We start from the raw sequence: 15237 nt of genomic DNA on the forward strand, positions 1-15237 counted from the left end.
CGCCGTAATTGTCGCCGCCGAGCGGCCGGCCGGCAGGCTCGGCGTCGAGCGCCAGCGGCGGCCGGACCGGGTCGGCCCGCTCGCCTCGGAACAGTCCCTTGAGACCGGAGCGAAGCCCGTGCTGGGCCGGTGCCGCCGGCTCGTCCGGCTCCATGTCGGCATCCGCCGCATCGTCGGGCCCGATCTCGTCCTCGGCCATGGCGCCGCGCGCCGAAGCTCCGGGGCTGATCATGTCCGAGCCGATGATCTCGGGGCCCTTGGGCTTCGGCAGACCCGCCGCGCCCTCGCCGCGCCCAAGCGCCTGGATGGCCTTGACCCCGCTCTCCTTGATGATCCGCTGGACACCGCGGATCGTATAGCCCTCGCCGTAGAGCAGGTGGCGGATGCCCTTCAGGAGGTCGATATCCTCGGGACGGTAATAGCGCCGGCCGCCGCCGCGCTTCAGCGGCTTGATCTGGGCAAACCGCGTCTCCCAGAAACGCAGGACGTGCTGGGGCAGATCGAGGTCGTCGGCGACCTCGCTGATCGTGCGATATGCGTCCGGTGCCTTGTCCACCAATCAATCCGGTTTTTCGCGAGAGTGCCCGAAGGTCATAGCCATACCGGGCGGCGGAACGGTGGCGGATTCGTGTCCGCGCGGCAATCGCGAATGACGCTAGGAAAGGTTCAAATTTCGGGCTGGCCCGACAGCGAGGACTCAGTCCTTCAGGCCTTCGCCGCTCTGGCCGTTGATCTGGGCCTTCAGGATGTTCGACGGCTTGAAAACCATGACGCGACGCGGCGCGATGGGCACTTCCTGGCCGGTCTTGGGGTTGCGCCCGATGCGCTCGCCCTTGGAGCGGACGATGAACGAGCCGAACGACGACAGCTTCACCGTCTCCCCGTCGGCGAGACAGTCGGTCATCTCTTTCAGAACGAGTTCGACGAGCTGCGCCGATTCGGTCCGCGACAGTCCGACCTTCTGATAGACGGCCTCGCAAAGATCAGCGCGCGTGACGGTCTTGCCCGCCATATCGACCCCCCCCCCAGGACCCATGCCTCAATCGCGGCCGGATCGACCGGCCGCATTGCCGCCATCCGCCTTATCACTCTGATTTCATTATCACTATGGGTTCGACACGCGACGGTCAACCCGTCCGCGCTGGCATCGTCACCAGCGGATCAGCGCCGAACCCCAGGTGAAGCCGCCGCCCATGGCCTCCAGCATGACGAGATCGCCCTGTTTGATCCGCCCGTCCTTCACGGCGACATCCAGCGCCAACGGAATGGAGGCGGCAGACGTATTGCCGTGACGGTCGACGGTGATGACCACCTTCTCCGGCGCGATCTTCAGCTTCTCGGCCGAGGCGTCGATGATCCGCTTGTTGGCCTGGTGCGGCACGAACCAGTCGAGGTCCTCGGAGGTCGTTCCGGTCGCGGCGTAGGCGTCATTCATCACGTCGGTGATCATGCCGACGGCGTGCTTGAAGACCTCGCGGCCCTCCATGCGCAGATGTCCGACCGTTCCCGTCAGCGAGGGGCCGCCATCGACGTAGAGCTTCGGCGTGTGCCGACCGTCCGAACGCAGATGCGTCGTCAGCACGCCCCTGCCAGCGGTGCCGTCCGGCTGGTCCTGCGCCTCGAGCACGATCGCGCCGGCGCCGTCGCCGAACAGCACGCAGGTCGTGCGGTCGGTCCAGTCGAGGATGCGCGAGAAGGTCTCGGCGCCGATGACCAGTGCCCGCTTGTGGCTGCCCGAGCGCAGGAACTTGTCCGCCGTCGTGACGCCGAAAACGAAGCCCGAGCACACTGCCTGGAGGTCGAAGGCAACGCCGTGGCGGATGCCCAGCCGGTCCTGGATCGCGGTTGCCGAGGCCGGAAATGTCCGGTCCGGGGTCGATGTCGCCAGCACGATCAGATCGATGTCCTGCGCGTCGAGGCCGGCATGGGCGAGCGCCGCCTGCGCGGCCTTCAGCCCGAGTTCGGCGGTGGTCTCGCCCTCGGCCGCGATATGCCGCTGGCGGATGCCCGAACGCTGGACGATCCAGTCGTCGGACGTATCGACCATGGTCGACAGTTCGGCATTTGTCAGGACACGGGCGGGCAGATGACTGCCCACGCCGCGCACCACGGAACGGCGTGTCACGATGCGGCCTCGAGGGGAGCGGCCGGGGCTTCCGGCCGGGATGCATGATAGGCGTCGAGCATGGACCGAATCTTCGACTGGAGGTCGTAGCGCGCCATGTCGTAGGCGACATCGACCGCGCTGGCGAAGCCGAGCGGATCGGTGCCGCCATGGCTCTTGATCACGACGCCGTTGAGGCCGAGGAACACCGCGCCATTGCTCTTGCGCGGGTCCATCTTCTCACGAAGCGTCGAGAATGCGTTACGGGCGAGCAGATAGCCGAGGCGCGAGCGCCAGGTGCGGGCCATGGCCGCGCGCAGATATTCGCCGATCTGCTTGGCCGTGCCCTCGCCGGTCTTCAGGGCGATATTGCCGGTGAAACCCTCGGTGACGATCACGTCGGTCACGCCCTTGCCGATATCGTCGCCCTCGACGAAGCCGCGGTAGTCGAGCCCCGGAATGGGCGTGTCGCGCAACATCTGGCCGGCTTCGCGGATGAATTCGAGGCCCTTGACCTCCTCGACGCCGATATTGAGCAGGCCGACCGTCGGCGTTTCGAGATCGAAGACGACGCGCGCCATGGCCGCGCCCATCACGGCCATGTCGACCAGCGCCCGCGCATCGGCGCCGATCGAGGCGCCCATGTCGAGCACGATGGATTCGCCCCGGAGCGTCGGCCAGAGCGCGGCGAGCGCCGGGCGCTCGATGCCTTCCATGGTCTTCAGGTTGAAGGCCGCCATGGCCATCAGCGCGCCGGTATTGCCGGCCGAGACGGCGGCGGCGGCGCGCCCGAACTTCACCTCGTCCATGGCCTTCCACATCGACGAGACACGCCGGCCGTAGCGCAGCGCCTTGGACGGCTTGTCATCCATCCTGATGGCGATGTCGGTATGGACGATCTCGGAATGCGCCTTGACTCGCGGATTGGCGGCCAGCAGCGGCGTGATCTGGCGCTCGTCGCCGACCAGCACGAACTCGATGTCGCGGTGCCGCGACAGCGCGATCTCGGCGCCGGGCACGACGACGGACGGGCCGAAATCGCCCCCCATCACATCGAGCGCCAGTCTGACCTTTTCCGACATCGTCACGTCCGTTCGCGCGGCGCTCTGCGCCATTCAAGACCGCGCGGCAGCGACCGACGCAGGGAGCCGGGACAATAGCGGCTGCCCGCGCCTGCACAAGAGGCGGGCAGGCCGGATCGGTTCATTCGCCGCGTCATTCAACCGCCACGCTTCAGTTTGGCGAGGCCGGCAAAGGCCGAGCCTTCGCCCGCGCCTTCCGGAGCCTCGAAGGCGACGCCCGGCTTGCGCGGATAGGGATCGACGCCGAGCGCGAGGAATTCCGCCGCGATGGCCGCCGCGTCGATGGCGCCCCCGACCAGCGGATCATCGGCGGCGACCGAGGCGTCGATCGCCATGCCCTCGTCCTCGTCATGGACGAGATGCGGCTTCAGCATCGCCTCGGGGCGGAAACTCGCCTCGACTTCCTCGTCGATCTCGTTTTCCACGGGATCGAGGGTGACGACGCAGATCTGCCCGACCGTCGCGCGCACCCTGCCCTCGACGGCCAGGCCATCGCCGCGATAGGGCTTCACGTGCAGATCGACGTCGAGCTCCGACATCGATTCGACGCCGATGGCGGCGGCAAAGGCCGCCAGTTCCGCCGCGGCGAGCCCGCGCTTGCGGACATGGACGCCGCCAGCGGGAACGTCGGCGATGCGCACCGGCCAGCGCGGCAGGCCCTCTCCGGTTGGCGATTTGCCGGTCATGACAGCGGTCCTTTCGGCTGGGGTCCTTTCGGCACCGGCGGGAAGGTGATCGACCCGGCGGCCAGCGTGGCATAGGGGATCGCGGCGATATCAGCCGCCGCAGCCCTCACATAGGAAGCGAGCGCCGCGGTGTCAGCGGTCGCGTCGGCGCGGACATTGCGCGCCAGCGCCTCCTCCAGCGCCTGCGCCTCGCCGCTCGCGAGCGCCTCGTCATAGGCCCTGGTGCGCCCGTAGAAGGCCTGGCTCATTTCGCGGATCTTCTTCGGCACCTTGGTGTCCGCGACGCCCAGTTCGCGCAGCGCGCGGTCGAAATCAGCGAACAGCAGGTCGAACAGCGCCTGCCCCAGCTCACGGCGCTCCTCGCTCTCCTGCTTCAGGCGGTGAAGCACCAGAAAGACGTGCAGAACGACCATCTCGAACCGGCCATCGACCGTATCGGGAACGCCATGGTCGCGGAAGAAGGCAGGCTCGCGCGCCTGCGCCACGATGGCGCCGTAAAGCCTATCGATGGTCGCGTCGCGCGCGCTTCGCCGGAACAGGCCCAGAATCATCGGTTTTGGTGCCTTCGGGTTGAAATGGCCGCTGCCGGGGGTTAAGTCATCGCGCCGCCGCGTTCAAGCGTGGCGCACCGCGCCGGGGGCGCGGTCAGGTTGGGTCCAGAGGTTTCGACAAGATGAAGCGCGTGCCGTCCAGTCCCGCCGAGGCCGCATTGTCCGTGGGTTCGCGCCGTATCGCCGCGGCGAGGCTCGCGCTGATCGCCGGCGCCGCGGTAACGCTCGCAGCCTGCTCGTCCGGCCCGAGCATCACCTCGCTGACCCCCTCCCTGCCGCAGCAGGAGCGCATGGGCTTCGGCGAAACCTTCAACCGCGGCTACGTCCCCTCCGAGGAGGCGCTGGCCCAGGTCAAGGAAGGCAACAGCCAGGATCAGGTGATGATCGCGCTCGGCACGCCGACGACGATCTCCACGATCAACGGCGACGTTTTCTATTACATCTCCGAGCGCCAGACCCGCACCTTCCAGTTCCAGGCGCCCCGGACGGTCGAGCGCAACGTGCTCGCCATCTATTTCAACCGCGAGCGCAAGGTCGAGCGCATGGCCAATTACGGCCTGCAGGACGGCAAGGTCTTCGACTTCATCTCGCGCTCGACGGTCACCGGCGGCGAGGAAGCGAACCTGCTCCGCCAGATCATCCAGGGCCCGCGCACCTGATGGATGCGCGCCGCGCCGGACCTTCGGCGTGCACGAGACAAAAGCCCCGCTCCGGCGGGGCTTTTTCATTTCCGGGCTCTGCAACCGGCGGCTGGCGGGCCGGGCCCCGCGGAACGCAGCGCCCGGCCCTCGTCCGCACCAAAAAAAGCAAAAGCCCCGCGGGATCGCTCCCGCGGGGCTCGTTGCATGACGTGACCCGAACTCAGTGCGCGAGGATCGCGAGGAGCAGCAGCGCCACGATGTTGCAGATCTTGATGGCTGGGTTCACGGCGGGACCCGCCGTGTCCTTGTAGGGGTCGCCGACGGTGTCGCCGGTGACCGAGGCCTTGTGCGCGTCCGAGCCCTTCAGATGCGTCACGCCGTCCTTGTCGACGAAGCCATCCTCGAAGCTCTTCTTGGCGTTGTCCCAGGCACCGCCGCCCGAGGTCATCGAGATGGCGACGAACAGGCCGTTGACGATGACGCCGAGCAGTGAGGCGCCGAGCGCCGCGAAGGCCGAAGCCTTGGAACCCGACATCCACAGCACGCCGAAATAGGCGACCAGCGGCGCGAGCACCGGCAGCAGCGAGGGGATGATCATCTCCTTGATCGCCGCCTTGGTCAGCATGTCGACCGCGCGGGCATAGTCCGGCTTGTCGGTGCCGGCCATGATGCCCGGCTTTTCCTTGAACTGGCGGCGGACCTCTTCCACGACCGAGCCGGCGGCGCGGCCGACGGCGGTCATGGCGATGCCGCCGAACAGGTAGGGGATGAGGCCGCCGAAGATCAGGCCGGCGACGACATAGGGGTCCGACAGGTCGAAGGTGACCGGCGACATGCCCTTGAAGTAGCTGTAGGCGGTCGATCCGGCCTTGTTCGCCTCGGCGATGAAGTAGTTGAGGTCGTAGCTGTAGGCGGCGAACAGAACCAGCGCGCCGAGACCGGCCGAACCGATGGCATAGCCCTTGGTGACGGCCTTGGTGGTGTTGCCGACCGCGTCGAGCGCGTCCGTCGAGTGACGGACCTCCTTCGGCAGGCCAGCCATTTCGGCAATGCCGCCGGCATTGTCGGTGACCGGGCCGAAGGCGTCGAGCGCGACGATCATGCCGGCGAGGCCGAGCATGGTGGTGACCGCGATGGCGGTACCGAACAGACCGGCGAGCTGGAAGGTCGCGATGATGCCGCCGACGATGACCATGGCCGGCAGCGCCGTCGATTCAAGGCTGACCGCGAGGCCCTGGATGACGTTGGTGCCGTGTCCGGTGACCGAGGCCTGGGCGATCGAGACGACCGGGCGCTTGCCCGTGCCGGTATAGTACTCGGTGATCCAGACGATCAGGCCGGTGACCACGAGGCCGACGAGGCCGCAGGCGAACAGGGCCGAGCCGGTCACGGTCTTGCCGGCGACCGTGCCGATGACGCCCCAGCCGGTGACGAACTGGGTGGCGAGGGCGAGACCGCCGATCGACAGGATGCCGGTGACGATCAGGCCCTTGTAGAGCGCGCCCATGATCGAGTTGTTGGCGCCGAGCTTCACGAAGAACGTGCCGACGATGGAGGTGACGATGCAGACCGCGCAGATCGCCAGCGGGTAGATCAGCGCCGAGGTGAGCGCGGGCGTGCCAGCGAAGAAGATCGCCGCGAGCACCATGGTCGCGACCACGGTCACGGCGTAGGTCTCGAACAGGTCGGCGGCCATGCCGGCGCAGTCGCCGACATTGTCGCCCACGTTGTCGGCGATGGTCGCCGGGTTGCGCGGATCATCCTCCGGGATGCCGGCCTCGACCTTGCCGACGAGGTCGGCGCCGACGTCGGCGCCCTTGGTGAAGATGCCGCCGCCGAGACGGGCGAAGATCGAGATCAGCGACGCGCCGAAGCCGAGCGCCACCAGGCCGTCGATGACCGTGCGGCTGTTCGGGGCAAGGCCGCCCGGACCGGTCAGGGCCCAGAAATAGACCGCGACGCCGAGCAGGGCGAGGCCCGCGACCAGCAGGCCGGTGACCGCGCCCGCCTTGAAGGCGATGTCGAGGCCGGCGGCGAGCGACTTCGACGCGGCCTGCGCCGTGCGCACGTTGGCGCGCACCGAGACGTTCATGCCGATGAAGCCTGCGGCGCCCGACAGGACCGCGCCGATCAGGAAGCCGACCGCGACGGCGGTGCCGAGCAGGTAGCCGACGAGGACAAGGATGACGAGGCCGACGACCGAGATGGTCAGATACTGGCGGCGCAGATAGGCCGCGGCGCCCTCGGCGACCGCGCCGGCGATCTCCTGCATGCGGGCATTGCCTGCATCGGCCGCCAGCAGCGACTTGGTCGCCCATACGCCATAGACCACGGACAGAAGTCCGCAGCCGATAATTACCCACAAGGCTGTCGTCATCGATGTTTCCTCTGTCGCGGCGCCCGCACGCGGGGCGTCCGACCGGCCTTCCGGTGCCGGATATTGCCTGCTCGTTCTTTTTGCGGCTCGGACCGGCTTGCGCCCACCCCACCACGAGTCCGACGCTTTTTTGCCAAAGTCGCGCGGGCGAAGCAACGGATGGGAGCCGTGCGCGCCTCGGTCTTTTGGCGGTTATTCAGGGATTTCGAGGGATTCCAGAAAGAGAAGGAGCGATCAGGCCGCCGCCACGCGCCTGCGCGTGCCGACCACGAGCGCCACCGCTGCGGCCGCGACGATCGGAAACACCACCCAGTTCACCGCATCCCAGCCATAGGTCGTGACGATCTGGCCCGAGGAGAACGAGCCGATCGCCATCACGCCGAAGACGCAGAAATCGTTGACCGACTGGACATGCGTGCGCTCTTCCGGCCGCGCGGCGGCGGCGACCATGGCGCTGGCGCCGATATAGCCGAAGTTCCAGCCGAGCCCGAGCAGCACCAGCGCCACGTAGAAATGCGCCACCGTGATGCCGAGCAGCGCCACGACCGCCGAGAAGGCCGTCAGCGCCAGGCCGACCGACACCACCTTCGGCGCGCCGTAGCGGGTGATGAAATGTCCGGTGAAGAAGCTCGGCGCGTACATGGCGATGACGTGCCACTGGATGCCGTAGGCCGCCGCGTCCACCGTGTGGTCGCAGGCGATCATGGCGAGCGGCGCGGCCGTCATGACGAAATTCATCAGCATGTAGGTCCCTGCCCCGCAGATGACGGCGGTCAGGAAGGAGCGGTCGCGGAAATAGTCCGAGATCGGCCTGCGCACGGTGCCGGCGGGCGCCGGCTTCGGCTTCGGAATGTCGATGAAGGACAGGATCACGCCGGCGGCGAGCGCCACCACGGCCTGTCCCAGATAGGTGCCGGCGAACAGCACCGGCGGCATCGCGTCCTTCGTCCAGACGACGAGCTGCGGCCCGACCACGCCCGCGATGATGCCACCGGTCATGACCCAGGAGATCGCCTTCGGCCGGAACGCGTCGGACGCGGTATCGGCGGCGGCGAAGCGGTAGCTCTGCGCGGCGGAGGCGTAGAAACCGGCCGAGAATGTCGCGAGACAGAAGATCGGGAAGCTCGACCAGACGACGCCGAGATAGCCGAACAGGCCGGTGAGCACGCCTGCGGCCGTCGCCATCTGATAGGCCGTGCGGCGGCCATAGCGGCGCACGAGCATGCCGACCGGCAGCGAGGCTGCGGCAAGGCCGACGACGAAGATCGAGATGGGCAGGGTCGCCAGCGAGCGGACCGGCGCGAGTTGCGCGCCGACGATCGCGCCCGTGGCGAACATGACGGTCGTATTGGCGCCGGCAAGCGCCGTCGCCAGCGCGAGGATGAAGGCATTGCGCCGCGCCAGCCGGTCGTCGTGGTGATGCGCGGTGTCAGAGACGGAAGTTGTCATGGCGTCACAGGACGGTTCTTTCCCGTCCTGGCCTCGATCGGAAATCCCGTGGCTCCGGGGACCGGCACGGGGAGAATTTCCCACTCGATTAGCCGGAATCGGCACCGCCAGCCAGACGCCTTCAGACGGAGTGGGCTGCGTGCCGGGCATGGTGCCGGCGGCGCGGGCTGGGGCGCGGACAGGCGAGCCCTGCATGCCCGGCGCTTGCCGTGGGGCATCGATTGCGGCCACATCGCTCCCGAAACGCCGGGCAAAACGCCCCGAATAACCAGTTCAGACTGCAAGAGGCCGCATGAGCCAGCTCTTCTCGCCCTTCGCCATCGGTCCCGTGACCCTCGCCAACCGCATCGTGGTTGCGCCCATGTGCCAGTACTCCGCCGATGACGGCTCCATGAACGACTGGCACCTGCAGCACCTGATGAGCCTGGCGATGTCCGGTGCCGCGATGGTGGTGGTCGAGGCGACGGCGGTCGAGCGGCACGGCAGGATCACGCATGGCTGCGTCGGCCTCTATTCCGACAGCAACGAACTGGCGCTGGGCCGGGTGCTGGCCGCCGCGCGCGGCGTCGCCCTCCCCGGCACCAAGTTCTGCATCCAGATCGGCCATGCCGGCCGCAAGGCTTCCTCCGAGCGGCCGTGGGAAGGCGGCGGCCCGCTGAAGGACAATGCCGACCCCTGGCCGACGGTCGCGGCTTCGGCGATCCCCTTCGACGAAGGCTGGCACACCCCGCGCGAGCTCACCGGCCAGGACAAGATGCGCATCGGCTGCGCCTTCGTCGACGCCGCCAGGCGCGCCGTCCGGCTCGGGTTCGATGCGATCGAGCTGCATATGGCCCACGGCTACCTGCTGCACAACGTCATGAGCCCGGTCTCCAACAAGCGCACGGATGCGTTCGGCGGCTCGCGCGAGAACCGCTTCGCCTGGCCGCTCTCCATCGCCGAGGCGGTGCGCAAGGCCGTGCCGGACAGCGTCGCGGTCGGCGCCCGCATCACCGGGCAGGACTGGACCGATGACGGTCTGCAGGTGGCGGACGCGGTCGCCCTCGCGGCTGAGCTCAAGGCCGCCGGCCTCGATTTCGTCTGCGTTTCCTCCGGTGGCATCCATCCGAAGATCCGCGTCTCGGTGAAGCCCGGCTATCAGGTGCCCTTCGCCGAGGCGGTGAAGCAGGGTTCCGGCATCGCGACGCGCGCGGTCGGCATGATCGGGACGGCGAAACAGGCCGAGGAGATCGTCGCAAGCGGCGCCGCCGACATGGTCGCGCTTGCCCGCGGCATGCTCGACGATCCGCGTTGGGGCTGGCATGCCGCCGAGGAACTCGGCGCCGACATCCCCTTCCCGCCGCAATATGCGCGCGTCGCCAGGAAGGCCTGGCCGGGAGCGGCGCTGGCGCGTCCGCGCTGAGGTCCATCGCTTTCCAGGCCGGCAGCGCCAGGCCGCGAACGATGTTCAGCTCCGAAGCTCCTTGCCGCCGATATCCTCCACCCCCGGACCGGCCGGTCTCGCGCCGGTCGCCCGGTTGACCAGGACGGTGACGATCCAGAGCAGGATGCCGATGCCGATCAGCGCGCCGGCGACCCGGTACTGGACGGGATCGCGTCCGGTCCAGGGACCGGCCAGAAAGGCACAGGACAGCGCCCCGAGGATCGGCATGATCGTCGGCGTCCGGAAGTGCTTGTGCTCCACCGGCTCCCTGCGCAGAACCAGCACGGCGACATTCACCACCGTAAAGACGCAGAGCAGCAGCAGCGCGGTCGTGCCGCCGAGCGCCGGCACCTCGCCGACGAAGGTGATCAGGGCGAAGGCCAGCAGGGTGGTGAAACCGATCGCGATGTAGGGCGTATGGCGGGTCGGATGGACCTTGCCGAGCACCGGCGGCAGCACATGCTCGCGGCTCATGCCGTAAACGAGGCGCGAGGCCATCAGCATGTTGATGAGGGCGGAGTTCGCCACCGCGAACATGGTGATGAAGCCGAAAATCCAGACCGGGAAGTTCGGCGCGCCCGCCTGAACCACCTTGAGCAGTGGCGTCTCGCCGATGCCGAGCTCTTCGGGCGAGACCAGCGTGATCGCCGAGATCGAGACCAGCACGTAGATGACGCCGGCGGTCCCCAGTCCGGCCAGCAGGATGCGCGGGAAGATGCGCGTCGGATCCCTGGTCTCTTCCGCCATGTTCACGGAGTCCTCGAAACCGACCATCGCGAAAAAGGCGAGCGTGGTGGCCGCGATGACCGGCCAGAACAGCCCGCCTCCCTCGGCCGGCTTGAACTGGGTGACGCGCGAGACGTCGCCCTGTCCGAGGCTGATGGCCCAGAAGCCGATGACGATGATGATCAGCAGGCCGGTCAGCTCGACACAGGTCAGCAGCACGTTGACCTTCACGCTCTCGCCGACACCGCGCAGATTGATCGCCGCGACGAGCGCCATGAAGCCGAGCCCGACCGCCGTGATGCCCCAGGCGGAGAAGTTGAGCCCGAAGGCGTGGGAGAGGTTCGCCGCGAACGCACGCGAGGCGGTCGACGACGAGGTGATGCCCGAGCACATCACCGCGAAGGCGACGATGAACGTGATGAAATGGATGCCGAAGGCGCGGTGCGCATAGAGCGCGGCCCCTGCCGCCCGCGGGTATTTCGTCACCAGTTCGAGATAGGAGAAGGCGGTGATGACCGCGACGACGAAGGCGACGGCGAAGGGCAGCCAGACCACCCCGCCCACCTGTTTGGCAACCTGCCCGGTCAGCGCGTAGATGCCAGTGCCGAGAATGTCGCCGACGATGAACAGCAGCAGCAGCCAGGGCCCCATCACCCGGCGGAGACCGGGCTCGACCACCGGCGCGGCGGACGTGGCTGCCTGACTGGCGGTCGCATCGGTCATTCCCGAACCCTCCTGAACCGGCTTGCGATCCGCGCTGCCCGGGAACTGTCCGCCCGTTGGTACGTTCCGCCATCGCCTGCCGCAACGGCTGGATTGCGGGGATCGCGGGCCCGGGCCGGCGCGCCGGCGGTCCACAGCGCTCCCTTTGCTTACGCGAAGCTTGCGCCTATAAGGGCGCGCCCGCAGGCGCCCGCTTGCCGGGTCTCGCGCGATTCCGCCTGCTACCGAACGGATTGTCCAAGAACCCGGCGCATGAGCACCGTCTTCGTCCTGAACGGCCCGAACCTCAATCTGCTCGGCACGCGCGAACCGGCCATCTATGGCTCGACCACGCTCGCCGACATCGAGGCCCTGTGCCGGACCGAGGCCGGCAAACACGGCCTGTCGGTCGACTTCCGCCAGTCGAACCTCGAGGGCGTGCTGGTCGACTGGATCCACGAGGCCGGGCGCGCTTTCGCGGCCGGCACGCTCAAGGGCGTGGTGTTCAATGCCGGCGCCTATACCCATACCTCGCTCGCCCTTGCCGACGCCACCAAGGCGACCGGCATTCCGCTGGTCGAGGTCCATATCTCCAATGTGCATGCCCGCGAGCCGGTGCGGCACCATTCATTCCTGTCACCCGTCGCGCGCGGCATCATCGTGGGGTTCGGTCCCCTCGGCTACGCGCTCGGCATCGCCGCGCTCGCATCCCTGACCGCCTGACGGCGGCGGCGGCAATCAGTTCAAGAGGGCACCATGCTCAAAGGCAAATCCCCCATCGATACCGCGATGATCCGCGAGCTTGCGCAGGTGCTGGCCGATACGGACCTGACCGAGATCGAGATCGAGCACGAGGCGCTGAAGATCCGCGTCGCCCGGCAGGTCACCGTCCACGCCACCGTCGCTGCGCCTGTTCCGGTGGCGGCCGCTCCGGCCTATGCGCCGGCTGCCGCGCCAGCCGCGATTGCCGCCGCACCGGCCGCTGCCGCCGGCGATGATCCGCGCAAGCATCCGGGCGTCGTGCCCTCGCCGATGGTCGGCACCGCCTATCGCCGCCCCTCGCCGGACGCCAAGCCCCTCGTCGAGCTCGGCCAGAGCGTCAAGGAAGGCGACCGCCTCTGCCTGATCGAGGCGATGAAGACCTTCAACGATATCGTCGCCCCGCGCTCCGGCACCGTGACGCGCATCCTGTTCGAGGACGGCCGGCCGGTGGAATACGGCGAACCGCTGATGATCATCGAGTGAGCGCCCAGCCCATGTTCCACAAGGTGCTGATCGCCAATCGCGGCGAAATCGCGCTCCGGGTGCTGCGCGCCTGCAAGGAGCTCGGGATTGCCACCGTCGCGGTCCATTCGACCGCCGATTCCGACTCCATGCATGTGAAGCTCGCCGACGAGAGCGTCTGCATCGGCCCGCCGGCCGCGCGCGACAGCTATCTCAACGTGCCGAGCCTGCTGGCGGCCTGCGAGATCACCGGCGCCGACGCCGTCCATCCCGGCTACGGCTTCCTCTCCGAGAACGCCCGCTTCGCCGAGATCCTTGAGAGCCACGGCATCACCTTCATCGGCCCCAAGGCCGAGCATATCCGGATCATGGGCGACAAGATCGAGGCCAAGCGCACCGCCAAGCGCTTGGGGATTCCGACCGTCCCCGGCTCCGAGGGCGGCATTTCCGACGACGAGGAGGCCCGCGCGGTCGCCCGCGATATCGGCTTCCCCGTCATCATCAAGGCGGCTGCCGGCGGCGGCGGACGCGGCATGAAGGTCGCCCGCTCGGCGGACGAGCTCGAAATCGCGCTCCAGACCGCCAAGACCGAGGCGAAGGCCGCCTTCGGCGACGATGCGGTCTATATCGAGAAATATCTCGGTCACCCCCGCCACATCGAGATCCAGATTCTCGGCGACGGACAGGGCAACGCCATCCACCTCGGCGAGCGTGACTGCTCGTTGCAGCGCCGCCACCAGAAGGTCTGGGAGGAAGGCCCCTCCCCGGTCATCACGCCCGAGCAGCGCGCCGAGATCGGCGGCGTCTGCGCCAAGGCCATGGCCGATATGGGCTATGTCGGCGCCGGCACCATCGAATTCCTCTACGAGGACGGCCAGTTCTTCTTCATCGAGATGAACACCCGCATCCAGGTCGAGCATCCCGTGACCGAGATGATCACCGGCGTCGATCTCGTCAACGAGCAGATCAAGATCGCCTCGGGCCAGAAGCTGTCGCTGAAGCAGTCGGACATCGTCATCGAGGGCCATGCCATCGAGTGCCGCGTGAACGCCGAGAACCCCGCGACCTTCCGCCCCTCGCCCGGCAAGCTGAACCTGTTCCATCCGCCGGGCGGCATCGGCGTGCGCGTCGACAGCCACGCCTACCAGGGCTACACGATCCCGCCGAACTACGACTCGCTGGTCGGCAAGCTCATCGTCCACGGCCGCACCCGCACCGAATGCCTCGCGCGCCTGCGTCGGGCGCTCGACGAGTTCGTGGTCGACGGCATCGAGACGACGCTGCCGCTGTTCCGCACGCTGGTCCGCAATCCCTCCATCATCGCCGGCGAATACGACATCCACTGGCTGGAGAAGTTCCTGGCCGGGGAAGCCGCCAGGAAGGGCTGACGAAGCCAGCCGCGCGCGGCCCCCGCTGCTGCCCCGCCTCGGACCGACGCCACGCATCGGTCCGTCGCGCGGCGGTTGCGCTTGTCGCAGGATGCGCAAGCGCGTTTGGTGGGGACGGCAGGATGTTTCAGCCTTGGAAGGGCGATCGGTGGGGACTGGGCGACAACGCCCTCGGCGGCCGGCGGCTGCTTGTTCTCGGAGAATCGCACTATTCGAAGGAGTTCCGTGTCGGGGATCGCGACCCCGGCATGACAAACTGGTGCGTCACTGAATTCCTCAAAGGCACGGGCGGCGAGCTCCGGCCGGAGGCGCGCCGCTTCTACGCCAAGATCACGTCCCTCGTCAGCGGCCGCCCCGCGGACGTCCTGTCGGCGCAGGATCGGCGGGACATCTGGGACAGCCTCACCTACTACAACTACATCCCGCGGATAGCGGCCAACGAGCCCGGAGTCGCGCCGCCTGAAGCCATGTGGCACGGCGAGGCGCCGCTCGCCTTTCAGGACATCGTCAGGTGCTCTGAGGCCGAGGCCATCATTGTCTGCGGCGCGCGGCTCTGGGCGCGAATGCCGGAGGGACTGCCCGGCGCGCCATCCTTTGCGTTCGAGGGCGTCCAGCGCCGGGCGCGGCTCTATGCGCCGTACGATGCGGTTGCCGCGCCGATCTGGCACCCCTCGGCCAGACGCGGCTGGCGTGCGGCCCGGTTTCGGCCGGTGCTGACATGTCTCTTCCGGCACCTCGAAGACCAACGCATCAGGAACGGGCACCCGCTGCCGCCTGACGCCGAGCGGCGACTGGAGGCCGACGCGACGGGTTCCCAGTTCGGCGCGGGAATGTAGGTCGGCGCGAGGAGACGGCAGGTGCAAATGCCTCTCAAGTTCATAGTC

At 68.0% G+C, this 15237-nt stretch carries 14 protein-coding genes and 1 pseudogene; 6 read left to right on the forward strand and 9 right to left on the reverse strand.

Going from position 1 to position 15237, the window contains the following annotated elements:
• Window positions 1-300 precede the first annotated feature (300 nt).
• The 6 genes and pseudogenes from JNK84_RS13200 to JNK84_RS13225 all read right to left on the reverse strand — a co-directional run.
• A pseudogene (locus tag JNK84_RS13200) lies at window positions 301-556 on the reverse strand (MerR family transcriptional regulator); the annotation flags it as partial.
• A 141-nt stretch (window positions 557-697) separates the two neighbouring features.
• On the reverse strand, window positions 698-1012 hold the full coding sequence (locus JNK84_RS13205; RefSeq protein WP_293424789.1) for an integration host factor subunit alpha: 315 nt from the start codon (window positions 1010-1012) through the stop codon (window positions 698-700).
• Window positions 1013-1150: 138 nt separating this feature from the next.
• Entirely contained in the window at window positions 1151-2128 is a 978-nt protein-coding gene (locus tag JNK84_RS13210; RefSeq protein ID WP_293424949.1) for a beta-ketoacyl-ACP synthase III, read from the reverse strand.
• Window positions 2122-3186, reverse strand: coding sequence for a phosphate acyltransferase PlsX (plsX, locus tag JNK84_RS13215; RefSeq protein WP_293424791.1), 1065 nt, complete (start codon window positions 3184-3186; stop codon window positions 2122-2124). The genes JNK84_RS13210 and plsX overlap by 7 nt, the downstream gene beginning before the upstream one ends.
• 137 nt (window positions 3187-3323) lie before the next feature.
• The gene (locus JNK84_RS13220; RefSeq protein WP_293424793.1) at window positions 3324-3872 is read right to left on the reverse strand and encodes a YceD family protein; all 549 of its coding nucleotides are present in this window, start codon (window positions 3870-3872) and stop codon (window positions 3324-3326) included.
• Window positions 3869-4423 (reverse strand): ubiquinol-cytochrome C chaperone family protein, encoded by a 555-nt coding sequence (locus tag JNK84_RS13225; protein ID WP_293424795.1) that lies wholly within the window; start codon window positions 4421-4423, stop codon window positions 3869-3871. Before JNK84_RS13225 ends, JNK84_RS13220 begins: the two co-directional genes overlap by 4 nt.
• A 131-nt stretch (window positions 4424-4554) precedes the next feature.
• Here JNK84_RS13225 and JNK84_RS13230 point away from each other — a divergent pair, with 131 nt between their 5' ends.
• Window positions 4555-5082, forward strand: a complete 528-nt coding sequence (locus JNK84_RS13230; protein ID WP_293424797.1) for an outer membrane protein assembly factor BamE — start codon at window positions 4555-4557, stop codon at window positions 5080-5082.
• Window positions 5083-5284: 202 nt separating this feature from the next.
• On the opposite strand, the gene JNK84_RS13235 is transcribed toward JNK84_RS13230, so the two are convergent.
• Together JNK84_RS13235 and JNK84_RS13240 are read right to left on the reverse strand one after the other, a co-directional pair.
• The gene (locus JNK84_RS13235; RefSeq protein ID WP_293424799.1) at window positions 5285-7441 is read right to left on the reverse strand and encodes a sodium-translocating pyrophosphatase; all 2157 of its coding nucleotides are present in this window, start codon (window positions 7439-7441) and stop codon (window positions 5285-5287) included.
• A gap of 234 nt (window positions 7442-7675) precedes the next feature.
• On the reverse strand, window positions 7676-8890 hold the full coding sequence (locus JNK84_RS13240; RefSeq protein ID WP_293424801.1) for an MFS transporter: 1215 nt from the start codon (window positions 8888-8890) through the stop codon (window positions 7676-7678).
• Between the two features lie 292 nt (window positions 8891-9182).
• On the opposite strand from JNK84_RS13240, the gene JNK84_RS13245 reads away from it, so the two are divergent.
• Entirely contained in the window at window positions 9183-10292 is a 1110-nt protein-coding gene (locus JNK84_RS13245; RefSeq protein WP_293424803.1) for an NADH:flavin oxidoreductase/NADH oxidase, read from the forward strand.
• A gap of 45 nt (window positions 10293-10337) precedes the next feature.
• Here JNK84_RS13245 and JNK84_RS13250 read toward each other — a convergent pair whose 3' ends face one another.
• Window positions 10338-11762 (reverse strand): APC family permease, encoded by a 1425-nt coding sequence (locus JNK84_RS13250; protein WP_293424805.1) that lies wholly within the window; start codon window positions 11760-11762, stop codon window positions 10338-10340.
• 252 nt (window positions 11763-12014) lie between these two features.
• Here JNK84_RS13250 and aroQ point away from each other — a divergent pair, with 252 nt between their 5' ends.
• The 4 genes from aroQ to JNK84_RS13270 all read left to right on the forward strand — a co-directional run bounded on the left by aroQ (window position 12015) and on the right by JNK84_RS13270 (window position 15189).
• Window positions 12015-12464, forward strand: a complete 450-nt coding sequence (gene aroQ / locus JNK84_RS13255) for a type II 3-dehydroquinate dehydratase (protein ID WP_293424807.1) — start codon at window positions 12015-12017, stop codon at window positions 12462-12464.
• 33 nt (window positions 12465-12497) lie between these two features.
• Entirely contained in the window at window positions 12498-12986 is a 489-nt protein-coding gene (accB, locus tag JNK84_RS13260) for an acetyl-CoA carboxylase biotin carboxyl carrier protein (protein ID WP_293424809.1), read from the forward strand.
• Between the two features lie 11 nt (window positions 12987-12997).
• A complete protein-coding gene (gene accC, locus JNK84_RS13265; protein ID WP_293424950.1) occupies window positions 12998-14353 on the forward strand; it encodes an acetyl-CoA carboxylase biotin carboxylase subunit in 1356 nt (451 codons plus the stop codon).
• A gap of 122 nt (window positions 14354-14475) precedes the next feature.
• Window positions 14476-15189 carry a hypothetical protein gene (locus JNK84_RS13270; protein WP_293424811.1) on the forward strand — a complete coding sequence of 238 codons (714 nt, stop codon included), beginning with the start codon at window positions 14476-14478 and terminating at the stop codon, window positions 15187-15189.
• Window positions 15190-15237 lie beyond the last annotated feature (48 nt).

The organism is Phreatobacter sp., assembly GCF_016793595.1.
Lineage (GTDB): Bacteria > Pseudomonadota > Alphaproteobacteria > Rhizobiales > Phreatobacteraceae > Phreatobacter.